The organism is Micromonospora qiuiae (assembly GCF_016863555.1).
Lineage (GTDB): Bacteria > Actinomycetota > Actinomycetes > Mycobacteriales > Micromonosporaceae > Micromonospora > Micromonospora qiuiae.
In genome coordinates this window covers 42,537-67,171 of record NZ_BOPC01000014.1, presented here as the reverse complement: position 1 = coordinate 67,171, position 24,635 = coordinate 42,537, and the positions used below count along the sequence as shown (strand labels likewise).

The 24,635-nt window shown below is 70.9% G+C and carries 22 protein-coding genes and 2 tRNA genes; 16 read left to right on the top strand and 8 right to left on the bottom strand.

All coding sequences use genetic code 11. From position 1 onward, the window contains the following. Nucleotides 1-232: 232 nt before the first annotated feature. Nucleotides 233-475, bottom strand: coding sequence for a mycoredoxin (locus tag Vqi01_RS06000; protein WP_204033525.1), 243 nt, complete (start codon nt 473-475; stop codon nt 233-235). Between the two features lie 93 nt (nt 476-568). On the opposite strand from Vqi01_RS06000, the gene Vqi01_RS05995 reads away from it, so the two are divergent. From Vqi01_RS05995 to Vqi01_RS05985, 3 genes are all read left to right on the top strand, one after another. Continuing rightward, nucleotides 569-2,761, top strand: a complete 2,193-nt coding sequence (locus tag Vqi01_RS05995) for an ATP-dependent DNA helicase UvrD2 (protein ID WP_204033524.1) — start codon at nt 569-571, stop codon at nt 2,759-2,761. 139 nt (nt 2,762-2,900) lie between these two features. Then, nucleotides 2,901-3,188, top strand: coding sequence for a hypothetical protein (locus Vqi01_RS05990; protein ID WP_204033522.1), 288 nt, complete (start codon nt 2,901-2,903; stop codon nt 3,186-3,188). Nucleotides 3,189-3,318: 130 nt separating this feature from the next. Continuing rightward, nucleotides 3,319-3,684 (top strand): WhiB family transcriptional regulator, encoded by a 366-nt coding sequence (locus tag Vqi01_RS05985; protein ID WP_204033520.1) that lies wholly within the window; start codon nt 3,319-3,321, stop codon nt 3,682-3,684. A 390-nt stretch (nt 3,685-4,074) separates the two neighbouring features. Here Vqi01_RS05985 and Vqi01_RS05980 read toward each other — a convergent pair whose 3' ends face one another. The 3 genes from Vqi01_RS05980 to Vqi01_RS05970 form a co-directional block, all read right to left on the bottom strand. Next, nucleotides 4,075-5,403, bottom strand: a complete 1,329-nt coding sequence (locus Vqi01_RS05980) for an ABC1 kinase family protein (RefSeq protein WP_204033518.1) — start codon at nt 5,401-5,403, stop codon at nt 4,075-4,077. 10 nt (nt 5,404-5,413) lie between these two features. Beyond that, nucleotides 5,414-6,526 carry a TOMM precursor leader peptide-binding protein gene (locus tag Vqi01_RS05975; RefSeq protein ID WP_204033517.1) on the bottom strand — a complete coding sequence of 371 codons (1,113 nt, stop codon included), beginning with the start codon at nt 6,524-6,526 and terminating at the stop codon, nt 5,414-5,416. A 284-nt stretch (nt 6,527-6,810) separates the two neighbouring features. After that, nucleotides 6,811-6,978: a DUF5679 domain-containing protein gene (locus tag Vqi01_RS05970; RefSeq protein WP_189045015.1), complete on the bottom strand. Its 168-nt coding sequence runs from the start codon at nt 6,976-6,978 to the stop codon at nt 6,811-6,813. A 529-nt stretch (nt 6,979-7,507) separates the two neighbouring features. On the opposite strand from Vqi01_RS05970, the gene Vqi01_RS05965 reads away from it, so the two are divergent. Further along, a complete protein-coding gene (locus tag Vqi01_RS05965; protein WP_204033516.1) occupies nt 7,508-8,029 on the top strand; it encodes a M48 metallopeptidase family protein in 522 nt (173 codons plus the stop codon). Between the two features lie 75 nt (nt 8,030-8,104). After that, nucleotides 8,105-8,755 carry a hypothetical protein gene (locus tag Vqi01_RS05960; protein ID WP_204033515.1) on the top strand — a complete coding sequence of 217 codons (651 nt, stop codon included), beginning with the start codon at nt 8,105-8,107 and terminating at the stop codon, nt 8,753-8,755. A 14-nt stretch (nt 8,756-8,769) separates the two neighbouring features. On the opposite strand, the gene Vqi01_RS05955 is transcribed toward Vqi01_RS05960, so the two are convergent. Next, a complete protein-coding gene (locus Vqi01_RS05955) occupies nt 8,770-9,999 on the bottom strand; it encodes a zinc-dependent metalloprotease (RefSeq protein ID WP_504740161.1) in 1,230 nt (409 codons plus the stop codon). 239 nt (nt 10,000-10,238) lie between these two features. On the opposite strand from Vqi01_RS05955, the gene Vqi01_RS05950 reads away from it, so the two are divergent. The 8 genes from Vqi01_RS05950 (at nt 10,239) to Vqi01_RS05915 (ending at nt 19,139) form a co-directional block, all read left to right on the top strand. After that, nucleotides 10,239-11,252, top strand: coding sequence for a YlbL family protein (locus tag Vqi01_RS05950; RefSeq protein ID WP_204033513.1), 1,014 nt, complete (start codon nt 10,239-10,241; stop codon nt 11,250-11,252). Nucleotides 11,253-11,399: 147 nt separating this feature from the next. After that, nucleotides 11,400-14,408, top strand: a complete 3,009-nt coding sequence (locus Vqi01_RS05945) for a UPF0182 family membrane protein (protein WP_204033512.1) — start codon at nt 11,400-11,402, stop codon at nt 14,406-14,408. Nucleotides 14,409-14,711: 303 nt separating this feature from the next. Then, entirely contained in the window at nt 14,712-15,971 is a 1,260-nt protein-coding gene (locus tag Vqi01_RS05940) for an ATP-grasp domain-containing protein (RefSeq protein WP_239098211.1), read from the top strand. Nucleotides 15,972-15,976: 5 nt separating this feature from the next. Next, nucleotides 15,977-17,185, top strand: coding sequence for an MFS transporter (locus Vqi01_RS05935; protein WP_204033511.1), 1,209 nt, complete (start codon nt 15,977-15,979; stop codon nt 17,183-17,185). A 208-nt stretch (nt 17,186-17,393) separates the two neighbouring features. After that, nucleotides 17,394-17,467 (top strand) — tRNA-Met (locus Vqi01_RS05930). A gap of 147 nt (nt 17,468-17,614) precedes the next feature. Next, a tRNA-Met gene (locus Vqi01_RS05925) sits at nt 17,615-17,688 on the top strand. 278 nt (nt 17,689-17,966) lie between these two features. Next, nucleotides 17,967-18,209: a hypothetical protein gene (locus Vqi01_RS05920; protein ID WP_204033509.1), complete on the top strand. Its 243-nt coding sequence runs from the start codon at nt 17,967-17,969 to the stop codon at nt 18,207-18,209. A gap of 96 nt (nt 18,210-18,305) precedes the next feature. Continuing rightward, complete coding sequence (locus Vqi01_RS05915; protein ID WP_204033508.1) at nt 18,306-19,139, top strand: phosphoribosylaminoimidazolesuccinocarboxamide synthase; 834 nt, start codon at nt 18,306-18,308, stop codon at nt 19,137-19,139. Nucleotides 19,140-19,144: 5 nt separating this feature from the next. Here Vqi01_RS05915 and Vqi01_RS05910 read toward each other — a convergent pair whose 3' ends face one another. Next, a complete protein-coding gene (locus tag Vqi01_RS05910) occupies nt 19,145-19,615 on the bottom strand; it encodes an ATP-binding protein (protein WP_204033507.1) in 471 nt (156 codons plus the stop codon). Nucleotides 19,616-19,730: 115 nt separating this feature from the next. On the opposite strand from Vqi01_RS05910, the gene macS reads away from it, so the two are divergent. Together macS and Vqi01_RS05900 are read left to right on the top strand one after the other, a co-directional pair. Next, on the top strand, nt 19,731-20,843 hold the full coding sequence (gene macS, locus Vqi01_RS05905) for a MacS family sensor histidine kinase (protein WP_372444316.1): 1,113 nt from the start codon (nt 19,731-19,733) through the stop codon (nt 20,841-20,843). Nucleotides 20,844-20,845: 2 nt separating this feature from the next. Continuing rightward, on the top strand, nt 20,846-21,508 hold the full coding sequence (locus Vqi01_RS05900; protein WP_204033505.1) for a response regulator: 663 nt from the start codon (nt 20,846-20,848) through the stop codon (nt 21,506-21,508). Between the two features lie 6 nt (nt 21,509-21,514). Here the strand turns inward: Vqi01_RS05900 and Vqi01_RS05895 are convergent, their stop codons facing one another. Continuing rightward, complete coding sequence (locus tag Vqi01_RS05895; protein WP_204033504.1) at nt 21,515-22,090, bottom strand: DUF5709 domain-containing protein; 576 nt, start codon at nt 22,088-22,090, stop codon at nt 21,515-21,517. Nucleotides 22,091-22,477: 387 nt separating this feature from the next. Here Vqi01_RS05895 and Vqi01_RS05890 point away from each other — a divergent pair, with 387 nt between their 5' ends. Beyond that, complete coding sequence (locus tag Vqi01_RS05890; RefSeq protein ID WP_204033503.1) at nt 22,478-23,680, top strand: glycosyltransferase; 1,203 nt, start codon at nt 22,478-22,480, stop codon at nt 23,678-23,680. 76 nt (nt 23,681-23,756) lie between these two features. Here Vqi01_RS05890 and Vqi01_RS05885 read toward each other — a convergent pair whose 3' ends face one another. Then, nucleotides 23,757-24,608: a DMT family transporter gene (locus tag Vqi01_RS05885; protein ID WP_239098215.1), complete on the bottom strand. Its 852-nt coding sequence runs from the start codon at nt 24,606-24,608 to the stop codon at nt 23,757-23,759. Nucleotides 24,609-24,635: the final 27 nt, after the last annotated feature.

Genomic DNA, 24,635 nt, shown 5'->3' with positions numbered 1-24,635 from the left:
CCGTCCTCAACGAGCCCGCCCTCAACGAGCCCGCCCTCAACGAGCCCGCCCTCAACGAGCCCGCCCTCAACGAGCCCGCCCTCAACGAGCCCGTCGCCCTCGACCCTCCGCGTGCCCGCCCCCCGCCACCCGGTCGATCATGAAGTTGTCGCCGCGGCACGCCGGTCACGCGGGCAGTAACCTCAGGATCGACCAGGCAAGGTGGCCGCGGAAAGGGGAGGAAAGGGACTCGTCAGGCAGCGAGGGTGGCCAGGTGTTGCTTGACCTGGGTGATGGACGGGTTGGTCAGCGCACTGCCGTCGGCGAAGCGCAGCGTGGGGACGGTCTGGTTGCCGCCGTTGACCTTCATGACGAACTCGGCGGCTGCCGGATCCTGCTCGATGTCGACCACCTGGTAGGCGATCCCCTCCCGGTCGAGCTGCGACTTCAGCCGGTGGCAGTAGCCGCACCAAGGAGTGGAATACATGGTCAGCATGGTGGGATCCTCCAAGGTCCACGTCCGGCTGCTTGCCGATCAAGGCCGGGCTATCCGCTGCAACGTCCGCGGCAGCTGAGACAATTCCCCGCTGTGGTGGTCAACTCCGCATCCGTTCGCGTGCTCGCCGGGCTCGACCCGGAGCAACGCTCGGCGGTGACCGCTCCCGCCGGGCCGGTCTGCGTACTGGCCGGTGCCGGCACCGGCAAGACCCGGGCGGTGACGTCCCGGATCGCGCACCGGGTGCTGACCGGCGAGATCTCCGCCCGGCACGTGCTCGCGGTCACGTTCACCGCCCGGGCCGCCGCAGAGCTGCGCCATCGACTCATGTCGCTCGGCGTGGCCGGCGTGCAGGCGCGTACCTTCCACGCCGCGGCGCTGCGCCAGGTGCGCTACTTCGCGCCCCGGTTGCTCGACGGGCGGGCCCTGCCCGAGCTGCTGGACAGCAAGGTCCGGCTGGTCACCCTGGCCGCGGCCCGGGCCGGCCTGCGAGCCGACCGGACCGCTGCCCGGGACCTCGCCAGCGAGATCGAGTGGGCCAAGTCGTCCCTGGTCGAGCCAGGAGAGTACGCGGTGGCCGCGGCCAAGGCGCTGCGGGAGACCCCGTACGAGCCGGCGAAGGTCGCCGAGGTCTTCGCCGCGTACGAGAAGCTCAAACGGTCCGGCGGAGTGATCGACTTCGAGGATGTGCTGCGCGCCGCGGTCTGGGGCATCGAGGAGCACCCGGACGTCGCCGAGCAGGTCCGCAACCAGTACCGGCACTTCGTCGTCGACGAGTACCAGGACGTCAACCCGTTGCAGCAGCGGCTGCTGGACGCCTGGTTGGGCGGCCGGGACGACGTGACCGTGGTCGGCGATGCCAGCCAGACCATCTACTCGTTCACCGGGGCGACCTCGTCGTACCTGGTGGATTTCGCGCGCCGGCACCGCAACGCCACCGTGGTCCGGTTGGTCCGCGACTACCGCTCCACTCCGCAGGTGGTCGGGTTGGCCAACGCCGTCATCTCCCAGGCGCGGGGGACCGAGGCGCGGCTGCGGCTGGAGTTGGTCGGCCAGCGCCCGGCCGGTCCCGAACCGGAACGGCGGATCTTCACCGATGAGCCGGCCGAGGCGAACGCCGTCGCCGCTCGCTGCCGCGCGCTGATCGACGCGGGCACGCCGGCCCGTGAGATCGCGGTCCTGTTCCGTACCAACGCGCAGTCCGAGGCGTACGAGAAGGCGCTCGGCGAGGCCGGCGTGCCGTACGTGGTGCAGGGCGCGGAGCGGTTCTTCGAGCGCACCGAGGTACGCCAGGCGATGGTGGCGCTGCGTGCGGCCACCCGGGCGATCGACGGCTCCGGGTCGGGCAGCGACGCCGAGCGGGAGTCGTCCTCCGGGGAGATCCCGCTGCCGGCGGCCGTGATCGAGGCGCTCGCCGCCGTGGGCTGGGCGCCGGACGCACCCCCACCAGGCGGGGCCGCCCGCGAGCGGTGGGAGGCGCTGGCCGCGCTGGTTCAGCTCGCCGAGGAGTACGCGGCCACCCCGAAGCTCCTGCCGCTCGGCGCGGCGGCAACCGTGCAGCGCCCGGTCACCCTGACCGACTTCACCGAAGAGTTGGCCCGACGGGCGGCCCAGCAGCATGCGCCGACCGTGGAGGGGGTGACCTTGGCCTCCCTGCACTCCGCGAAGGGCCTGGAGTGGGATGCGGTGTTCCTGGTCGGCCTCGCCGAGGGGACCCTGCCCACCACGTACGCGCGCACCGCGGAGCAGGTCGAGGAGGAGCGCCGGCTGCTCTACGTCGGCATCACCCGGGCCCGCCAGTGGCTTTGGCTGTCGTACGCCTCGGCGCGCTCGCCGGGTGGGCGGGCCCGGCGGCCGTGCCGATTCCTGCCCCAGCTCTCCCCGTCCGGCGGGGTCGAGCGGGCCGGCGGCGGGCCTCCGGGGCTTCGCCCGCAGCGGCGGGCCAACCGGATCGTCTCCTGTCGAATCTGTGGCACCACCCTGCTCGCCGGGCCGGACCGCAAGCTCGGCCGCTGCGCCACCTGCCCCTCGGACATGGACGACGAGCTGCACGAGCGGCTGCGCGAGTGGCGGTCCCGGGTGGCGGACGCGCAGAAGGTGCCCGCCTACGTCGTCTTCACCGACGCCACGCTGGTGGCGCTGGCCGAACGGCGGCCGAATCGGGCGGAGGAACTTGTTGCGATCGCCGGCATCGGGCCCCGCAAGCTGGGCCTGTACGGGGAAGCGGTGCTGGCCCTGGTTGGGGGCGCGGCGGTCGACGAAATCTGCTCAGAGAAAAGTTTCTGAATCTCCCCGTTAATTCGTTTGCCCTCGCCCCACGGACGGGCATAGCCTCAGGGCACACCTCGGGAGGGTGCCCTGTTCGGGCTGCTCACGAGGGATGTGTCCGAGTCGATCGCGAGTGAACGTCAAGGAGGTGGCACCGATGGAGAGCTACATCTACCAGCGACCGACGGCGCTGCCCGTTGCCGTCGCTCCGTTGTCGGCTGCCCTGACTGTCGCCGTGGCTCCGCTGTCGGTGGGTCGGGCTAACGTCGCCGCCGCGCGACCGTGGGCTCCGCAGGCGCAGCGGGTCGAGGTTCAGGCCGAGCTGATCCTCGCCACGACGCCGACGGAATTCCAGGGGATCAGTGGCTTCACGGGCAAGGGCGCCGATGGCGTCAGCAAGCGGATGGACGTCCGCGGTGTTCCACCTCGAGGTAGACCGGTCTGACCCTTAGACCACCGGCTCACCTCGAGGCCGCGGAACCCGCAAACCGGGATCCGCGGCCTCAGTTTTTTTGTACCGAAGTACGTCGGACCAGCGATCCACGAGATCGAAGTGAGAGAGAGGTGACCGGGAGATGAGTCTGGCCCTGGCCCCGCTCGACCCAAGGGTCGAGGTGGAGGCGAGTTTGCCCTGCCGGAAGTTCGACCCCGACCTGTGGTTCTCCGACTCGCCCACCGAGCTGGAACTGGCCAAGTCGCTCTGCGGGGACTGCCCGCTGCGCGTCGAGTGCCTCGCCGGCGCGGTCGAGCGGGCCGAGCCCTGGGGTGTCTGGGGCGGCGAGATCTTCGAGCGTGGCGCGGTCGTCCCGCGCAAGCGGCCCCGCGGCCGCCCGCGCAAGGAGGACCTCGCCCGCGACGCCGCGCTGCGCGTCGAGGCCGAGGCGCGGCTGGCGGCCAACGGCCTTGCCGCGTCGCGCAGCGCCGTCCGGCTGGCTGCCTGACATGTTCCCGATCCGGACCAACCCCGCCGGTGCCACACCGGCGACGAAAGAGCTGATCACCATGCTGCACCTTCCGAACGTAGTCGCTGAGATGTACCTACTCAACGAAGCGTTGTCGAGAGCTCGAATGCTCCGGCCTCAGGCCGGTCGCACCACGAGCACTGAGGCAACCCGATCCGCCCGAACCGTCGCCATGGCCGGCCGCGCCCGGTCTGCCCGCGAGTTGGGCGTTCTGTAAGTAGCACCACACTGCGGGCGGGGACGTCAGTCCCCGCCCGCCAGCATGCAAGGAAGGGCCCCTTGTTAACGCCTCGTGCATTGAAGGGGCCCCTTTTTAACACCCGACCGGCGGCGGCGCGTGCGGGTTCGGAACGCGGCGGTCGGCGAGGGTCAGCTGACCGGGGCGAAGCCGGGCAGCCAGCGTTCCAGGATGCCGCGGTACGGCGCCTTGGCCTCCAGTTGACACAGCACGCCGATCGAGCCGAGCGTCACCCGGTGAATGAGCAGGTACGACGGCGGGAGGTTGAGCTGCCGGCTGAACTGGTACGCCGGTGAACGCGGACTCGCCAGCCGGGCGGCCTCGGCACGCAGCCAGGCCCGGGTGAACCGGAACTCCTCGGCGGCGATCGGTTCGAGCATCGGGCGCAGGAAATCCAGCAGCGCCTGCGCGTCGACCGGTTCGTCGCTGCTGACGAAACCCTCGGCCCGCAGGCCGGCCATCACCTCGTCGGCGTCACCGCGCAGGGCCAGCCCGGCGATCCGGCCGATCGGTTCCGGCGTACCCTCCGGCATCCGGGCCACCGCGCCGAAGTCGATCACACCGAGCCGGCCGTCGGCGAGCAGTCGGAAGTTGCCCGGGTGCGGATCGGCGTGCAGCAGCCCTGCCCGGGCCGGCGCCGACAGATGCAGCGTGGCCATCAACCGGCCTGCCTGGTTACGCTGCTGCTCGCTGCCATTCCGGATGATGTCGGCCAGCGGGGTGCCCTCGACCCACTCGGTGACCAGGACCCGGGGCGAGGCGGAGAACACCGCCGGCACGTAGATTTCCGGATCGTCGGCGTACGCGGCAGCGAAGGCCCGCTGCGACTCGGCCTCCAACTCGTAGTCCAGTTCCTCGGTGATGCGTTCCCGCAGCTCGGCCAGGAGCGGTTTGACATCCAGCCCTGGCTGGATGGCCCGGAACATGCCGCCGAGCCGGGAGAGCTGCTTGAGGTCAGCGAGCAGGGCGTCGCCGGCACCGGGATACTGGATCTTGACAGCGACGTCCCGCCCGGTGCCGTCCGGCATCCGCCACACCGCGCGATGCACCTGGCCGATGCTGGCCGCCGCTGCGGGAGAGTCATCAAAGCTTACGAACCTGTCCCGCCAGGCAGGGCCCAACTGGCTGGCCAGCACCTTGTGCACGCTGGCGACGGGCAGCGGAGGTGCGGCCTCCTGAAGCTTGGTCAGGGCCTGCCGGTAGGGCGCGGCGACCTCTTCCGGCAGGGCGGCCTCGAAGACCGACAGCGCCTGACCGAACTTCATCGCCCCACCCTTGAGCTGGCCGAGGACGCTGAACAGCTGCTCGGCGGTGCGCTGCTGGATCTCCGCAGAGATCACGTCGGAGGCGAGCCCGGTGACGCGTTTACCCATGCCGAGGACGGTCCGGCCGGCGAAGCCGAGCGGCAGAGCGGCGAGCTTGGCGGTGCGGGAGATGGCCCGGCGCGGGATGTCGGTCACCTGGTCATTGTTACCGACTCGGCGGGCCTGCTGCTGCCGTGCGGCGGGGCCGGGCGTACGGCACCGCCGAACCGCCGCAGGCGCAGCGGGGATGCGGCGGCCAGTGGCGACGCCGAACGTTGCCCGCGGCGACGACCTCGACCGCCCCACCAAGGGTCTCCGGAGTGCCGCCGTCCAGTTGGCTGAGCGCCTCCGTCACCGCGCACGCGGTGGCCGCCAGTAGCGTGCTCACCGCGCAGTTCGGGGTGCTGGGTGTGCTGGCGAGTTGAGCGGCGAGCGCCGGCCAGTCGGGATCACGGTCAGCCCGATGCAGGTCGAGGCAGTGCAGGCAGGGGCCGGCCGGTGGGCGGACCAACGGTCCGATCACCGGGACGCCCTCCCGGACGTCGACCAGCAGATGTGGTTGGCGCCGCTGGGCGTATCCCACGGCCAGCAGCGCGGCGGGCCGGTCGGTGCCGAGCAGGATCACCAGGTCAGGCCGGTGCCGGCGCAGCGGGCCGGTGCCGGTGCCGGGAGCCGTTCGAGCCACTGCGGCCCGGGCCACCTCGTCGAGCGGGCGTCCGATCTCGTCGGCTGGGACACCGGTGCCGATCAGGTCGACCGGGCGGACCGGGCCGGGCAGGTCGGGGCGGACGTGGCCGACGCCGGCCTGGGCCAGGGCCACCGCGATGGCGACACCGAACGGCCCGGCGCCGGTGACGGCCACCCGGGCGCCCAGGCGGCGCCGGAGCACCTGGGCCGGAGTGCCCGGAAGCCGGGCGGCGACGAGCGCCAGCGCGCCAGCCTCGGCGGTGAGCCGCGCGCGCCGTGGGCCCGCGAGGTCCCGGGGCAGAAGCGTGTACGCCGGCACCACCAGCCCGGCGCTGCGTAGGGCGTCGAGCAGGGCACGGGCGTGCTCCGCGGAGACTCCCGTCCGGGTGGCCCCGGTGAGCACCTGCCGTTCGCTGCGGGTGCCGTCGAGCAGGTCGAGCAGCCGAGCGGCGCGTGGGTCGGCGACCTCGACCAGGACGGCCCGCTCCTGACCGAGGCCGAGTTGAAGAGTGTGCCGGTCACGCCAGAGCCGGCTCAAGCCGGGCAGCAGCGTGGGGCGGGGGAACGCGGGGCGTTGCGTGGACGACTGCATGGCACGAACGGTGACCGATCCCATGCTGTCCGTCGATCGTTGTCCACAGGTGGGCGGCCCCAGATCCAGGGCTATCCACAGGATTTGGCGAGATATCCACAACCGGCCGGTAACAATGTCGGCTGCCCGACAGTGCCGGGCAGGCGGGGGTGCCTCGGTAGCGCCGGAGGCGAACCCGCCGGTGGCGCCGCGGCGAGGGCGCGTCCGGAAGTGTGCGGAAACACGATGCGGGGGTGTACCGGCCAATCCCGCACCGGCCACCCCCGCGTCGTCGGAGACGAACGTCAGACCTTCGCCTTGCCCAGGATGCGGTTCACTGTTGTGCCACACACCGGACACTTTCCCTTGGCCATGTTCATGCCGGTCTTCGAGACCTCGACACGGCCTTCGAAGTCCCGCTTCTCCTTGCACTTGACGCAGTAACCGTTGTAGGTCTGGCCCTGGTCGGCCACGCTGTGCCTCCTCGTCTCGTCCGCCGGTCGATACCGGTCCGGCGCGTTCCCAGCGACGGTCGCTACCGCGTCCGGCGCTGGGCTTGCCCTGGCCACGCACGTGGCCACTGGTTGGCGGACCCTACCCAGGTGTGGGCGGTTCCATGTCAGTTGCGCATTGCCACTGTGAGCAAGGCGACGTCGAGAGTGTGCACGCCGGACCGGTCCAGATCAGCCAGTTTGGCGGGGACACGCCGACCGGAGGTCGGTAAATCCGCTGGTCGTGAGCGTGAACCCGGGCGGGACCCCGGTGACGGGCGGAAAACGATGATCACCTAACGTGGTCGTCGGCGTCGGGGTGTGACAGTCCAGCGGGCATCACGAAGAGTGATCGTGATGCCATCCGACAGTCCGGCAAGAATTTTTTCGGGATTCCTAGCGACCAATCCCCATTTTTCGGGCGTGTGTCGGGGGTTGGCCCTTGCGGATCCCTGGTCAATCTGCATTAGCTTGCCAACGTGACAGCAAACCGAGGCTGCGCGGTCCACTGATGGCTGGTCCGCGGAAGCCGGTCGTCGAGGTACGGCGCAGCCAGCGCCGACGCCGCACGGTGTCCGCCTACCGCGACGGTGAGCGAGTCGTCGTCCTCATCCCGGACCAGTTCTCCAGGGCCGAGGAGAGCGAGTGGGTCGATCGGATGCTCGCCCGACTCGCCGCCCGGGAGGGGCGCCTGGCCCGCTCCGACGCGGGGCTGCTGGACCGGGCCGCCCGGCTGATCAAGCTCTATCTGACCGATTACGGCGACCAGGTGGTGCCGACCAGCGTCCGGTGGGTGAGCAACCAGAACGGCCGATGGGGCTCCTGCACCCCCGCGGATCGGTCCATCCGGCTGTCGCACCGGATCCAGGAGATGCCGGACTGGGTGATCGACTACGTGCTGTTGCACGAACTCGCCCATCTCGTCGTGCCCAGCCACAACGCCCAGTTCTGGGCCCTGGTCGGCAGGTACCCGAAGGCCGAACGTGCCCGAGGTTACCTGGAAGGCGTGGCCGCGGTCTCCGGCACGCCCTGAACGGTGCCCCGCACACCGACGGCTCGTCGGGACTCGATCCGAAGCCCGGGTGCCCGGCGGGCGTAGGGTCGACGGATGGCCGTACGTGTGGTGGTGGCGCTGCTCGCGCCGGTTCGCTGGGCACCGCCCGGCATCGACCTGCTCGAGTGGCGAACGGCGCTCGCCGAGGACGTGGTGGACCTGCTCACCATGCTCAACCAGGTGGACACCGCGGTGGCGGTCACCCCGGCCGACCGGTGGCTGGCCGACGCGGTCATCTGGCCCGGCACGACCGTCTACGAGGTGCCCGAACCCACCCCGAACGCCGTGTTCGCCGCGCTGGCCGCCGACGCCGACGGGGCGCATCGCCCACCGGGGCGCGGGGGCCGGTACGAGCAGGCCGCGGTCGTTGCCGGGGACGCACCGGACCTGCCCGGTCTCACCGTGGGAAAGCTGTTGCGTCCGCTCACCAGCCGACCGGTCGCGCTCGCCCCGGTCGAGGGCAGCGGCCCGGGGCTGCTGGGAGTGGCGGCCCGCCTACCCGTACCACAGTGGTTGCCAGCGCTGGACATGGACGGTGCGCTGCCCGCGGCCGTGCGCGCGGCGGCGCCCCGCCCGGGTGACCTGGCGGTGACGCCGTCCTGGCACCGGCTGCGCGGCCCAGCGGACCTGGCCCGGCTCGACCCGGCGCTCGGCGGGTGGGAGAACACCCGAGCCCTGCTCTCCGGGGCCCGCCAGGGCGACTGATCCACCGGGCCGGGTCAGGAGCGGTGCTCGCCGCCGTCGGTGTCGTCCCGTCGCTCCGGCTCGCCCGGCGTCTTCTCCTCCGGCCCACCAGGGGCGGAGAAGTCGAAGTTCTCCAGCTCCGTCATCAGGTCGACGTCGGCCATCGCGAAGGCCACCGGGTCGGCGAAGTCGTCGTCGGAGGGCAGCAGATCAGGGTGCCCCCACAGCGCGTCCCGCCCGGCGATGCCCCGGTGCTCGCTGAGTGCCGCCCAGAGCGCGGCGGCTTCCCGCAGCCGGCGGGGGCGCAGCTCCAGGCCGACCAGCGCGGCGAAGGTCTGCTCGGCCGGGCCACCGGCGGCCCGGCGGCGACGAAACGCCTCGCCCAACGCCACCACGTTCGGCAGCCGGCCGGCCGCCGCGCCGTCGACCACGTGGCAGACCCAGCCCTCCACCAGGGCGAGGGCCGTCTCCAGCCGAGCCAGCGACGCCTTCTGCGCCGGGCTGTCCTCCGGGGTGAAGATGCCCTCCAGGGCGATTGCCTGCATCGACTCCGGGTCGGTGGGATCGACCCGGCCCATCGCCTCCTCGATCGCCTCCCGGTTCACCCGGATGCCGGCGGCGTACGTCTCGACGGCGTTGAGGACGTGCCCGCGCAGCCACGGCACGTGCTCGAACAGTCGCTGGTGCGCCGCCTCCCGCAGGGCCACGTAGAGGCGTACCTCGTCCTCGGGCAGCTCCAGGCCCTCGCCGTAGCCGCGGATGTTGGCCGGGATCAGCGCGGCCGTGCCGGCCGGACCGAGCGGCAGGCCGATGTCACCGGCGGAGAGCACCTCCGCGGCGAGCGAGCCGAGTGCCTGGCCGAGCTGGCCGCCGAAGAGCGCGCCGCCGAGGGTGGCCACCATCGACTGCATCGGGCCGAGCTGCGCCCGGGCCTCCGGCGGCACCAGGTCGCCCATCGCGCCGACCATCCGGCTGGCCACCGGGTCGCAGAGCTTGCGCCAGACGTCGAGGGTCTTGAAGATCCACTCGTTGCGGTTCCAGGCCACCGCGCTCCGGATGCCCGAGGGCAGCGCGGAGGCCGGCTCCAGCCAGAGGTCGGCGATCCGCAGCGCCTCCTCCACCGCGTTGCGCTCGTACGGCGAGACCGCCGGGTCGCCCGCCGCGGCGAGCTGACTGGCTGCGACCTGACGGGCGAGGTCCCAGTTGACCGGCCCGCTTCCCGGCGCGGAGAGCAGGTGCTGCAACTGCGACATGAACTGCTGCATCTGCGCGGGGTCGTTGGGGTCGGGCGGCTGCCCACCCGGTAGCGCGAAACCGAACGGAATATCAGGCACGATGTCTACGGTACGCTGACCGCCACAGTTCGGCCTTCGCGCCGCGAGACGGCGCTCCGGCCGAATGAAGGCCGGCCGCGCCCCAGGTAGCCTGCGCGGCCGTTGCGCTGAGGGCGAAGTCCTCGTCGTGCCGCCCGGGTGCTGCTGTCCGGATCGGTACGCTCTGCCGCATGAGACGTCGCGGCGTGACCGTCCTGCTCGGTGCTCTGCTCACCGCCCTGCTGAGCATCGGGGTGCTCGGCGCGCCCGTCCCGTACGTCGTGCTCGGTCCCGGCCCGACCGTCGACACCCTCGGCCAGGAGGACGGGAAGGAAGTGATCCAGGTCACCGGCCGGGAGACTTCCACCTCCGCTGGCCAACTGCGGCTGACCACCGTGGGCGTGCAGCCCAGCGTCAAGCTGCGCTCAGCGATCCAGGGCTGGCTCTCCGACGAGCAGGCGGTGGTGCCGCGCGAGCTGGTCTATCCGCCGGGGGAGACCCGGGAGGAGGTCGAACAGCGCAACGCCGAGGACTTCCAGGTCTCGCAGACCAGCGCGGAGACCGCCGCGCTGCGGGAACTGGGATACGAAGTGCAGGTCGTGGTCAAGACGGTGGCCGCCGACAGCCCGGCGTCCGGCGTGCTCCAGCCGGGCGATGTGGTGACCTCGGTGGACGGGGAGCCGGTGCCGCTCGCGTCCCGACTGACCGAACTGATCCGGGCGAAGCCGGCGGGCACGGCGCTGCGGATCGGATACACCCGTGACGGCGCCGCCCGCACCGGCACGATCACCAGCCGCGAACAGGACGGCCGGCCCCGCATCGGCATCGAGATCGAGCAGCAGCAGCCGCACCCGTTCACCCTCTCCTTCGACCTCAAGGACATCGGTGGCCCCAGCGCGGGTCTGATGTTCGCTCTGGGCATCATCGACAAGCTGACCCCGGAGGACCTCACCGGTGGCCGGGTCATCGCGGGCACCGGCACCATCGACGACCTCGGTCGGGTCGGCCCGATCGGGGGCATCCCGCAGAAGCTGGTCGGGGCGAAGCAGGCCGGCGCGACGGTCTTCCTGGTGCCGGCGGCCAACTGCGCCGAGGCGGTACGCAACCGGCAGCCCGACCTGCCGTTGGTGAAGGTGGGTTCGCTCGACGAGGCGCTGGCCGCGCTGGAGACGTTGCGTTCCGGCGGCGAGCCGAACAGCTGCTGAACCCGGGTTGGCGGGGGCCGTACGGTCGAGGCACGGCCGGGCCCCCGAAGGTGCCGCGACACCTTGCGCGGACGCTTTCAGAAACACCCCGTACTCTGGGTGCCTGGTCGGTGCCGATCGAACGAGCGTGCGGAGCCAACAGTGGTCATGCGTAGCAGCAGCCCCCTGCCCAGGATGAGCCGACGCGGACGCGTCACGATCGGTGTCCTGATCGGGGTGTTCGTCCTGTTCACCCTACTCGGCTGGGGTGTTCAGGCCTGGACGGACTGGCTCTGGTTCTCCGAGGTCGACTACACCGAGGTCTTCCGCGGGGTGCTCGTCACCCGGCTGCTGCTCTTCCTGGCCGCCGCGCTGGCGATGGCGGCGATCGTGGGCGGCAACCTCTGGCTCGCGCAGCGGCTGCGGCCCCGCAACCGGCTGCACTCCCCGGAGCAGGCGACCCTGGAGCGTTACCGGATGCTGCTCGGCCCCCGGCTCGGGCTGTGGATCACGCTGGCTGCCGCGATCGTCGGTCTCTTCGCCGGGCTGTCGACGCAGAGCCGATGGAACCAGTGGCTGCTCTTCCTGCACGGCGGCGACTTCGGCGTCAACGACCCGGAGTTCGGCGTCGACGTCGGCTTCTACGTCTTCCAGTTGCCGTTCTGGCGGTTCCTGCTCGGCCTCGGCTTCACTGCCGTCGTCCTGGCCCTGATCGGCTCGCTGGCCATGCACTACCTCTTCGGCGGAGTGCGCCTGCAGGGCGTGGGTGACCGGATGAGCAACGCCGCCCGGGCCCACCTGAGCACGCTGGTTGCGGTCTTCGTCCTGCTCAAGGCAGTCGCGTACGTGCTCGACCGGCGGTCGATGCTGCTCGAGTTCAACGACGGCGTGAACGTCTTCGGCGCCGGGTACGCCGACATCAACGCGCTGCTGCCGGCCAAGGAGATCCTCGCCTACATCTCCGTGGTGGTGGCGATCGCGATCATCGTGTTCTCCAACGCATGGATGCGGAACCTGGTCTGGCCGGGCATCTCCCTGGCGTTGCTCGGCGTCTCCGCGGTGGCGATCGGTGGGATCTACCCCTGGGCGGTGCAGACCTTCGAGGTCAAGCCCAGCGCCCGGGACAAGGAGGCGCCGTACATCCAGCGCAGCATCGACGCCACCCGAGCCTCGTTCGGGCTCGACATCGCCCAGAACTCGGCGTACGCGGCCAGCAACCTGACCCCGCCGGCGAGCCTGGCCACCGACACCTCCGTGGTGCCGAACGCCCGGCTGCTCGACCCGCAACTGGTCAGCGAGACCTACACCCAGCTTCAGCAGGTCCGCGGCTTCTACGACTTCGGGCCGAAGCTCGACATCGACCGGTACACCGTCGACGGCGAGACCCAGGACTACGTGGTCGGCGTACGCGAAATCAACTACGGCGAGCTGACCGCCCAGCAGAGCAACTGGATCAACCGGCACACCGTCTACACCCACGGGTACGGGGTGGTGGCCGCCCCCGCCAACCAGGTGGTCTGCGGCGGGCAGCCGTACTTCGTCTCCGGTTTCCTCGGCGAGCGGGCGCAGGAATCCTGCTCGTCGCCCGCCGACCAGATCCCGGCGAGCCAGCCCCGGATCTACTACGGCGAGCGGATGGAGCCCGGCGACTACGCCATCGTCGGAAAGCCCAGCCCGGACGCCAACCCGGCCGAGTTCGACCGGCCCGCCGGCGAGAGCGGCGAGGGACGCGAGTCGTACTACACCTACACCGGCGAAGGTGGCGTCGAGATCGGATCCTTCACCCGCCGGCTGCTCTACGCGATCAAGGAGCAGGAGGCGAACTTCCTGCTCTCCGAGGCGGTCAACGAGAACTCCAAGCTGCTCTACGTGCGCAACCCCCGGGACCGGGTGGAGAAGGTCGCGCCGTTCCTCACCCTCGACGGTGACCCGTACCCGGCGATCGTCGACGGGCGGGTGCTGTGGATCGTGGACGGCTACACCACCGCCGCCACGTACCCCTACGCCGAGCGGGTCAACCTCCAGCAGGAGACGACCGACGAACTGACCGGCCGGGGCACCATCCAGCTGGCCCGGGAGAACGTCAACTACATCCGCAACTCGGTCAAGGCGACCGTCGACGCGTACGACGGCACGGTCACCCTCTACGAGTTCGACGAGAACGACCCGGTGCTCAAGGCGTGGAACAAGGCGTTCGGCGGTGACCTGATCAAGTCACGCGCAGAGATCCCGCCGTCGCTGGTCGAGCATTTCCGCTACCCGGCGGACCTTTTCAAGGTGCAGCGCAACCTGCTGATCCGGTTCCACGTCACCGCCCCCGGCGACTTCTACTCGGGCCAGGATTTCTGGCAGGTGCCGAACGTCCCGGACGCGCCGGACAGCGGGGTGAAGCAGCCGCCGTACTACCTCTACACCCAGTTCCCCGGTCAGGATGAGCCGCGCTTCCAACTGACCAGTGCGGTCACCCCGAACGGCCGGCAGAACCTGGCCGCGCTCATCTCCGGGTCGTACCAGGACGGGCGGCCGACGTTGCAGGTGCTGGAGCTGCCTGACCAGACCCGGGTCTCCGGCCCGGTGCAGGTGCACCAACAGATGACCAACAACGCCAACATCCGGCAGCAGTTGAACCTGCTCTCCTCGAACCAGGCCCAAGTGCAGTACGGCAACCTGCTCTCCCTGCCGTTCGGCAACGGCATGCTCTACGTGGAGCCGGTCTACGTGAAGAGCAACCAGCAGGACGCGTACCCGCTGTTGCAGAAGGTGCTGCTGTCGTACGGCGATGGTGGTTCGTTCGTGGTGTTGGCCGACAACCCGGCGGACGGGATCAAACAGCTCGTCGAGCAGGGCAAGCGGGCCGCCGCCGGCAACCCACCGCCGGCCACGGAGGAACCGCCGGCTGACGGTGAAAAGCCGAAGGCCAGCCCATCGGCCTCGCCGCCGGCGGACGACGCGCCGCCGCTCGCCGGCGAGCTGGCGGTGGCCGCGAACCAGGTGCAGGCCGCGATCACGGAGGTGCGAGCCGCGCAGGCGTCCGGCGACTTCGAGCGGTACGGTCGCGCGCTGAAGGCGTTGGACGAGGCGCTCACCGCTTTCCAGCAGGCTCAGCAGGCATCGAACGCTGGCGGGGGATCGAGTGCCGCTCCGACTCCAGCGGCCAGTCCGAGCTCCGCTGGTTAGCGATACGGTAATTCCGGCGCAGTTGGGATCTGATACGTAGTCCGGTCCTGATCCCGCGAAAACGGTGGGCCCTCGTTGTCAAACGAGGGCCCACCGATCTTTGCGAGTGCTGATCGAGCTGTCGCCGGGGTGGCCTGCGGGTCAATTGCAAGCGGATAGAACGGATCAGGCAGGAATGCGGCATTGTCCGGATTCCTCTTTCTGCCGGCGGCGCCGCTCGCTGACCAGCCGCGATGCAACGGTCGCGTATTTCCAACCGTCCGGCCCCTTGTATAGAACGGGGCGGATTTGTAGACAGATCCGGTGTCCGATCTCACCGGGGCCTATCGCCCTTTCCTTGTAGTCGTCTCCACCGGTCCTCGGCGCTATCGCGAGTACCTGTTCGCGGCGATGGCACCGCACTACCGAATTCACCTGGTCAACACAATGGAACCAACCTGGGAGCGGCGCTATCTCGTCGGACATACCGTCGTACCCAGCACCGACCTGGACCATGTGCGCGCCGCAGTCGACGGCCTGACCGACGTAGGCCCGATAGACGGGGTGTTGAGCTGGGACGAGGCGCGGGTGTACCAGGCCGCCGCTGTGGCGGAGGCACTCGGCCTGCCGACAACCCCGGCCAAGGCGGTGTGGCGGTGCCGCGACAAACACCAGTCGCGGACGGCGCTGGCCGCCGCAGGCCTGCCCCAACCAGGGTTCGCCCTGGTGGGAACAGTCGACCAGGCCGCCACCGCCGCGGCCGGCATCGGCTACCCGGTCGTGGTCAAGCCGCGCGCGGCAGCAGCCAGTTACGGCGTCGCCCTGGTCGCTGAGCCGGCCCGCCTGGCCGAACACTTCGCCTTCGCCGACACCGCGACCGTGCCGCACATGCCCGACTACGACCAGGCGGTGCTGGTCGAGGAGTACCTGGCGGGACCCGAGGTCAGTGTGGACTCGGTGGTGGTCGGCGGACGCGTCGAGCCGCTCTTCGTCGGGCACAAGGAAACCGGGTACCCGCCGTACTTCGAGGAAACCGGACATCTGGTGTCGCACGGGGATCCGCTGCTGTCGGATCCGGGATTCCGGGCTCTGGTGCAGGACACACACACCGCGCTCGGCTTCACCAACGGCTGGACGCACGCCGAGTTCAAGCTCACCCCGGACGGGCCGAAGGTCATCGAGGTCAATGCCCGGCTGGGCGGCGACCTGATCCCGTACCTGGGCATGGTCGCCTCCGGCCTGAACCCCGGACTGATCGCCGCGGCGGTGGCCTGCGGTCGGGATCCGCTGATCGAGGCCACCCGCGATCTGGTCGCCGGGATCCGGTTCTTCTACGTCGACGCTGACGACACCCCGGTGGACCGGGTGGAGTTCGACCCGACCGCGCTGCCGGCGGAGCTCGACTCCACGGTCGTCCTGGCCGAGCACGGCGCGGTGTTCTCCCCGCCGCCGCGCGGGCTGCTCTCGGGCCGCATCGCGTTCGCCACCGTCGCCGCGCCCACCGCGCAACAGTGCCGGGCGGCGTTGGATCAGGTGGGTGCAGCGCTGCGGGTGTTCCCGCTCATGACGGCGAACGCCCCGTGACCGGCGTGGCTGACCCGAATGCCGGCATCCTGCGCACGTACGCGGAGTCGCCGTTCGCGGTGAAGGCCGTCCTGCTGGGCGTGCTGGTGAACAAGCTGGGTGCCTTCCTGCAGGTGTTCCTGGTGCTCTTCATGACCACCCGAGGATTCACCGACGTGCAGGGCGGCATCGCGCTGGGTGTCTACGGCGTCGGTTCGGTGTTGGGCGTGCTGCTGGGCGGGTCGTTCACCGACCGCTTCGGAGCGCGCTGGACGATCGTGCTCGGCATGGCCGGGACGGCGGTGCTGTTGGTGGCGATGCTCTACCTGAGCATCTACCCACTGTTGCTGGCCGCCGTGCTGCTGGTCGGCGGGATCAGCCAGGCATATCGGCCCGCCGCGGCCGCGATCATAGCCGAGCTGACCCCCCGGGACCGGCAGGTGATGGTCTTCGCCATGTATCGGCTGGCTCTCAACCTGGGCACCACGGCCGCGCCGCTGCTCGGCGCGGTGCTGCTGTCGATCTCCTACGACCTGCTCTTCTGGGGCGAGGCGGTCGCCGCACTCGGGTACGCGGCGATCGCTCTGGTCGCACTGCCCCGCCGCCGGGTCGCGGTGCCCGGCAAGGAGCAGCCGAAGGGGGGGTACCGCGCGGTTCTGCGGGACCGACGGTACTTCGCGTACCTGGTGGCGATGCTGCTGAACGCGGCGGTGTACGTGCAGTACCTCAGCACCCTGCCGCTGGCCATGCGCGACGCCGGTTTCGAGACCTTCTGGTACGGCGTCATGGTCGCGATCAACGGCGCGGTGGTCATCGGATTCGAACTGCTGATGACCAAGGTGGTGCAGAACTGGCGGATACGAAGCGTCCTGACCGTCGGGTTCATTCTGCTGGGCAGCGGGATGGCGCTCTACGCACTCCCCGGCGGCCTGGCGGTGTTCGTCGTGGCGACGTTGCTGTGGACCCTCGCAGAGATCATCGAGGGTCCCACCATGTTCGCCTATCCGGCGATGGCGGGCCCGGAGGAGACGCGCGGCCGGTACATCGCTGCGGCACACGCCATGTTCGGCATTGGCTCTGCCCTGGGTCCGGTCGCGGGCGTGGCGCTCTGGACCGGTATCGGGAACCCTGCCTGGTTGTTGTTCGGCCTTGTCTCCGTGCTGGCACTGGCACCCGCGTGGTACGGCGTCTCGCGGCTCGGATCGGGCGTCTCGGTCGTCCAGGCGACCACCTGAGCCTGAATCACCGATTCTGGGCTTGGATCGCGGGCGTGTCGGGGGCCGGACCAACCGTCGGCCTCGAAATGAGTGCAACCCCTCGACCGTGTCCGACAGGGCGCGGACCGGCTGCCCTGGTCAGAGAGCGGCCGACCGGTGTGAGGTGCGTGTCTGACGGGGTCGTTTTGCAGCAGGCGGCGGTGGTGCGATACGGTGGTTCTACCGACGCGGGGTGGAGCAGCTCGGTAGCTCGCTGGGCTCATAACCCAGAGGTCGCAGGTTCAAATCCTGTCCCCGCTACTACCGCAACAAAGGCCCCGGATCAGTCCGGGGCCTTTGGCCGTTTCTCAGAGGGATCCTGGTGTGGGCTCGTTTCTCGCTGGGGCCCACCCACACCGGGGGTGGGCGATGGGGATGTCGGTGGGTAGGGTAGAGTGGATCTACCGACGCGGGGTGGAGCAGCTCGGTAGCTCGCTGGGCTCATAACCCAGAGGTCGCAGGTTCAAATCCTGTCCCCGCTACTACCGCAACAAAGGCCCCGGTTTCGATCGGGGCCTTTGTTGCGTCCGAGGCATCTCCGGGGCCTTTGTTTCTGTTCGTCCCTGGAGCTCTGATTCCTCGACAGCGTGCGTAACGCCTGTGGACGTTCGCGGCCTGGTCGTCCCGGGCGCGCTCGCCACCCGGCGTCTCGCGCCAGACGATCAACCGCTGAACTCTCCGCCCCCGACCTGCCGAAGTCGGCTCGTGACACGATGCCCGTTCGCCGTTCCGGGTTGCCTCGGTCGGCGAGGATGATCCCATGTCTTCCTTCGGTAAGTGGTGGGGGCGGCTCAGCGCGCTCCTGGGTACGGTCGTGTTGTCGGTGTTCGTGCCGGTCGCCGCGTGGGCCTCGACCGGCACCGGGGAACTGGTTGTCGAGGCCGCCCGGCGACGCGGGCGCGGTTTCGGGTTCTTCGGTTTCCTGAGCATGCTCTGCTGCCTACTGGTGGTGGCCGTGATCGTCCTCCTGCTGATCCGGCTGACCCGCGGCCGCCGGCGCTGATCCAGCCTTCGGTGTTAAAAGGGGGCCCTTCCTCTACCGCAGGCGTTAACAAGGGGCCCTTCCTTGCTCCGGCAGGGGTGGTGTGTACTTGTGGCCGTGGAACTTCTGCACTCTGGCAAGGTCAGGGATCTCTACGCCGACGGGGACGACCTGATCCTGGTCGCTTCGGACCGCGTCTCCGTCTACGACGTGGTGCTGCCGACCCCGATCCCGGACAAGGGCAAGGTGCTCACCGCGCTGTCGCTGTGGTGGTTCGAACAGCTCGCCGACCTGGTGCCGAACCACGTCATCTCCGCCACCGACGTGCCGGCGGAGTTCGCCGGGCGGGCGATCCGCTGCCGCCGGCTGGAGATGGTTCCCGTCGAGTGTGTCGCCCGGGGCTACCTCACCGGCGGTGGCCTGAAGGAGTACGAGAGAACGGGCGCAGTGTCCGGCGTCGAGCTGCCGCGCGGCCTGGTCGAGGCGGCCATCCTTCCGGAGCCGATCTTCACCCCGTCGACCAAGGCACCGCTGGGTGAGCACGACCAGCCGATGACCTTCGACGAGGTGGTGGACAAGGTCGGCGCCCAGATTGCCGAGCGGCTGCGGCAGATGACCATCGACATCTACTGCCGGGGCGCCGAACTCGCCGCCGACCGGGGAGTCCTGGTCGCCGACACGAAGATCGAACTGGGCTGGGCGGCCGATGGGACACTGGTCCTCGGCGACGAGGTGCTCACCCCGGACTCGTCCCGGTTCTGGCCGGCCGAGTCGTACCAGCCGGGGCGCGCGCAGTTCTCCTACGACAAGCAGTACGTGCGGGACTGGGTCGCCGCCAGCGGCTGGGACCGGCGGAACTCCGCGCCCGAGCTGCCCGCCGAGGTGGTGGCGGCCACCCGGGCCCGCTACGTCGAGGTCTACGAGAAGATCACCGGCAACAGCTGGGAATGACCCGCTCACTCCTGCCGGTGCCGGCCGATGTGCTGCTCGGTGGGGACAGTGGCGGAGATGAGGCGCACCGTGGTGCCGGCGGAACCGGTCTCCACCTCCATCGCGTCGGTCAGCTCGCGGGCCAGCCACAGGCCCCAGCCGCCGGCGACGTCGGGCGCCGGCCGGTCGCGGTCTTCGAGGCGCTGGAGGCTGATGCCCGTTCCGTGGTCGGAGACCTCGCAGAGCACCAGCCCGGGCTCCTGCCACAATCGCAACCAACCCTGACCGCCGCCGTGCCGCACGGCGTTGGTGATCAGCTCGTTGACCGCGAGCACGAAGTCGTCGAGGCGATCGTCGCGCAGCCCGGCGGAGCGTGCGTGGGAGGCGACCGAGTGTCGAAGCTCGGTCACCTGGGCCTGGTCGAAGGCGTCGGCGATCAGGAGGGCGTGTTCGATGGGCACCACCGTACGCGGTCTGCGGGGTTGTGCGTTCCTCATGGCCCCGTCCCGACGGAAGATCGCGGAGGTTTACGCGGCATTTTCCACCGTACGTCAGGGTTCCCTCGCACGCGCGGCGGAGGGTGCCGAGAGGGCCTGTGGCATGGTGGCGCACGTGTCCGCGCCCGGTGGTTTCGAGGTCCCGCTCTGGCGGGCCGTCGCGGTGTACCGGGTCGCCTCCCTGGCGTACGTCTGCGTGGTGGTGGCCCGCGACGCGGGCCGATACGCCCACCCGCTCGTCGCCGGTGCGCTGGTGCTGCTGATGGCGGTCTGGACCGCCGTCACCGCGATCGGTTACGCCGTCCCGGCCCGCCGTGGCTGGCCGTTGCTACTGGCCGATCTGGCGGTCGTCCTGGCGATCCTGCTGGTCACCCCCGTGGTGATGGGCCGGGCCGCGCTCGCCGCCGACCTACCGACCCTGTCGGTGGCCTGGCTGGGCGGGCCGGTACTGGCCTGGGCCGTCTCGGGCGGTCGGCGGCGCGGCGCGACGGCCGCGCTCGTGCTCGGCGCGGCCGACCTCGCCACCCGGGGCTTGCTCACCCCGAGCGCGCTCAACGGCGCGATCCTCATGCTGCTCGCTGGTGTGGTGGTCGGGCATGTCGCCCGGCTGGCGGTGACCGCCGGGGAACGGTTGCAGCGGGCCGTCGAGTTGGAGGCCGCCACCCGGGAGCGGGAACGGCTGGCCCGTGACATCCACGACTCGGTGCTCCAGGTGCTCGCCCTGGTGCAGCGGCGGGGCGAGCACCTGGACGGTACGGCCGGCGAACTCGCCCGGTTGGCCGGCGAGCAGGAGGCCGCGCTGCGCGCGCTGATCTCCGATGCCGGGCCGGCCCCCGCCACCGACGCTCCGGTCGACCTGCGCGGACTGCTCGGCCGGTACGCCTCGGCCACCGTCTCGCTGTCCACCCCGGCGACCCCGGTTCCGCTGCCCCCGGTGGTCGCTCGCGAACTGGCCGCCGCGGCCGGCGCGGCGCTGGACAACGCGGCCCGGCACGGCGGTGGGCGCGCCTGGGTGCTGCTGGAGGACGAAGGTTCGGCGGTCACCGTCTCGATCCGGGACTCCGGGCCCGGATTCGCGCCGGACCGACTCGCCGAGGCCGCGGCCCAGGGGCGGCTCGGCGTGGCCCAGGCGATCCGGGGCCGCATGGCCGACCTCGGCGGCACCGCCCGGATCAGCTCCACCCCGGGCAGTGGCACCGAGGTCGAACTCACCGTGCCGAGGAGATGAGGATGAGCGGCGTACGTGTGATGGTGGTCGACGACCACCCGATGTGGCGGGAGGGCGTGGCCCGCGATCTCACCGAGGCCGGCTACCACGTGGTGGCCAGTTGCGGCCAGGGGCGCCAGGCGGTCCGGGTGGTCGCCGCGACCGTTCCCGACGTGGTGGTGCTCGATCTGCAACTGCCGGACATCTCCGGGGTCGAGGTGATCCGGGGGCTGCGCGCGGCGCGGCCCGAGGTCCGGGTGCTGATGCTCTCGGCCAGCGGCGAACAGCAGGACGTGCTGGACGCGGTGAAGGCCGGAGCCACCGGCTACCTGTTGAAGTCCGCCGCGCTGGCGGAGTTCCTGGAGGCGGTGCGGCGCACCGCTGCGGGGGAGCCGGTCTTCACGCCCGGGCTGGCCGGACTGGTCCTCGGCGAGTACCGCCGGCTGGCCGCCGTCGGGCAACCCCGCTCGACCGGGCGCGGAAGCCCGCCGCCCCGGCTCACCGAGCGGGAGACCGAGGTGCTGCGGCTGGTGGCCAAGGGGATGTCCTACAAGCAGATCGCCGAACGCCTCGGCCTGTCCCACCGGACGGTGCAGAACCACGTGCAGCACACGCTCAACAAGCTCCAGCTGCACAACCGGGTCGAACTCACCCGGTACGCGATCGAACGCGGCCTCGACGACTGAACCGCGTCACACCGAGTGCGGCGGTCGGGTCTCGTGGATGGCGAGTTCCTCGGCGCTGGCGCCGCCACCGGCCGCCCCGGCGTCGTACGCGATGGCATCGGTCTCCTGGTTGGTGTGCGCACCTTCGTCCGGTTCGACGAGCCGGCCGACCGTGGCCTCCGCGGTGCCGCCCAGTTGGCCGTGGTCGTAGATCGAGACCGGGGACTTCGGGTCGGAGGTCGGGCCCGGATCGATCACGTCGGCGTCGAGTTGGGCCTGCGCCGCCTGCTCGCGGCTGTCCGCCTCGGCCGCGATGTCCGGGTCGACCGGGCCGGCGAGCGGATCGTCGACCGCCGGCTCGAGCCGCTCCCGGCTCAGCTTGTAGTCCAGCGACTCGCCGTCGAGCTGCTCGTCGGCCGTGGTGCCGAAATGGTCGACGGCCACCGTCGTCGCCCGGTCGCCGGGCAGTTGCGCCGGTGCCGGCCCGTCCGCCTCCCGCCCGGTCAGCACGTCGTCCCCGGCCGTCGAGTCGTCGTCGGCGGTGTCGGGCAGGCCGTCGGCCTCAGGATCGGACACGGGGGTGGGGTACTCGTCCTCGCGCATGCCTGACCACTACCCGCTGCCCTCCCGGCGTAACCGCCGCCGCCCCGGCCGATCGGCGACCAGCAACTGCCGGGCCCCCGGTGGGAGCGTGGACCGTGAGCCACCGGCGGTGGGTCCCCGGTTGCCGTTCCTGCGGGCCCGGCGGGTGATCGCGGCGACCGTACCCACCGCCGTGCCGTCGGCGGCCAGCCCGAAGGCGGCGGACCCGGATCAGATGTCGGCGCCGGCCGTGCCGTTCGGGTCAGGAGAATTCCACACCGGTACCCCGCTGTGCTGGGGGACATGCCGCCAGTCACATGTCGATCTGCCAGGTTTCGGCTCCTCCGGGCCGGGTTAATGGGACGCTCTGACCGGAGGACCACCGCCCTATACGCATGGAGGTGACCCATGCGCGTCGGCCTCGTCTGCGCCCACGCCGCTGCGCCGCCGTCCGGCGACAGCACCGTCGTCGGCACCTACCAGCACATCGCACGGGTGGCCGCCGAACTGGCCGGGCGAGGCCACGACGTCCGGGTGTACACCCGGCGTGACGATCCGGAGGCGGCCGAGAGTGTCGTCGTGGACGGCTACCGGCTGCACCGGGCGCCGGTCGGACCGGTCGCCCCGATACCCACCGCCGAGCTGGTGCCGTACGTGGCCGAGTTGGGCCAGTGGCTGGCCGACCAGTGGACCGGCGACTGGACTCCGGAGGTGGTGCACGGCCACTACTGGATCGGCGGGCTGGCCGCCGCGCACGCCGTCCGGCAGACCGACATCCCGGTGGTGCAGACGTTCCACTCGATCGGCATGGAACAGTTGCGGCACCTCGGCCCGCAGTACGACGGTCCGGGTGCCCGCATCCCGCTGGAGCGCGCGCTGACCAGGGCGATCGACGTCGCGGTCGCCCAGTGCAACGACGAGGTGGACGAGTTGACCCGGATGGGCCTGCAACGTACCTCGGTCGCGATGGTCCCGACCGGCGTGGACACCGATCAGTTCCATCCCGACGGCGAGGCCGCCCCGCGCGAGCAACGGCCGCGAATCCTCTCGGTGGGCGGGCTCTCCCGGGGCCACGGTCAGGACGACCTGATCCGGGCCATGCGGCTGGTCGGCGACGCGGAGCTGGTGATCGCCGGTGGGCCGCCGGCCGACCGGCTGGCCAACCACGCCGAGGCTCGCCGGCTGCGCGAGTTGGCCGAGCGCGCGGGCGTGGCCGACCAGGTGCAACTGGTGGGCGCGGTGCCGCACGATCAGATGGCCACCTGGTACCGCTCGGCCGACGTGGTCGCCTGCACCCCGCGCTACTCGTCGGCCGGGCGGGTGTCGCTGGAGGCGATGGCCTGCGGTGTCCCGGTGGTCGGCTACGCCATGGGTGGCATCGCCGACGCCGTGGTCGACGAGGTCACCGGGAAGCTGGTTCCGCCGGGCGACGTACGCGCCCTCGGGATGACGCTGCGCCGGCTGCTCACCGACAACGCGGGCCGGTTCGCGTACGGGCACGCGGCGGTGGACCGGGTGCGGTGCAGCTACACCTGGGAACGGACGGCGGCCGCACTGGAGCGGCTGTACGAGCGGGTGGTCGGCCGGCGGAAACCGGTCGAGGCGGCTTGAACGTGCCGGGTGTTTGAAAGCCGGGTGTTAAAAAGGGGCCCTTCCTCTACACGAGGCGTTAAAAAGGGGCCCTTCCTTACACCTTGCCGGCGGCGACGACGGTGCGGGTGGCCTCCTGGGCGACGGCGTGGTGGTGCTGCGGTTCGGCGTACCGGGTGAGCCCGATGACCGAGGCGAGGGTGACCAGGAAGCCGATGCCGGCGAGCCACTCCCGGCCCGGCCAGATCTTGTCGTTGAGCAGCAACAGGCCGATGATCGCGGCGGGCACCGCGCCGGCGGCGTCCATGGCGGCCACTGCGGCGGTGGTGGAACCGCGCTGCATCGCCAGCCCGAGCAGGAGCTGGCCGACGACGGAGTGCCCGACGAGCAGGTAGAGCAGCGGGTCGGTGAGGAATGCCTCCCAGCTCGGCGCGGAGGCCAACGGCCGGGCGGCCACCGCGGCGGCGGAGAAGCCCAGCCCGGCCAGCGAGCCGAGGGCCACCGAGCCGGGGGCGCCGCGCAGCCGGACCGCGAAGAAGCCCAGCATCGCGATCACCACCAGGGTCACCAGCAGGGCCAGCATGCCCGCCGTACCCAGCGGCTTCGACGGTGCCGGCTGGGCGGCCAGCACCAGCGCGCTGATCCCGGCGAAGAGCAGCAGGAGCAGCACTATCTCCGCCGCCGGCAGCCGCCACTTCAACACGACCACGCCGAGGATGGCGGTGACTCCCAGCCCCGCCGCCACGCTCGCCTGCACCAGGAACAGCGGCAGGTCCCGACGGGCCAGGAAGGCCAGCACGAACCCGCCCACCTGGCAGACCAGGCCGACCAGGTAGGTGCGGTGCCCGGCCAGGCGCAGCAGCAACCCGGGATCGAAGGAGTGGTGCACGGTGGTCCGGGCGGCGGCGACCGACTGCAACAGGTTGGCGACGCCGTACGCGACGATCATCGCCGCCAGGAAACACCAACCAGCGGT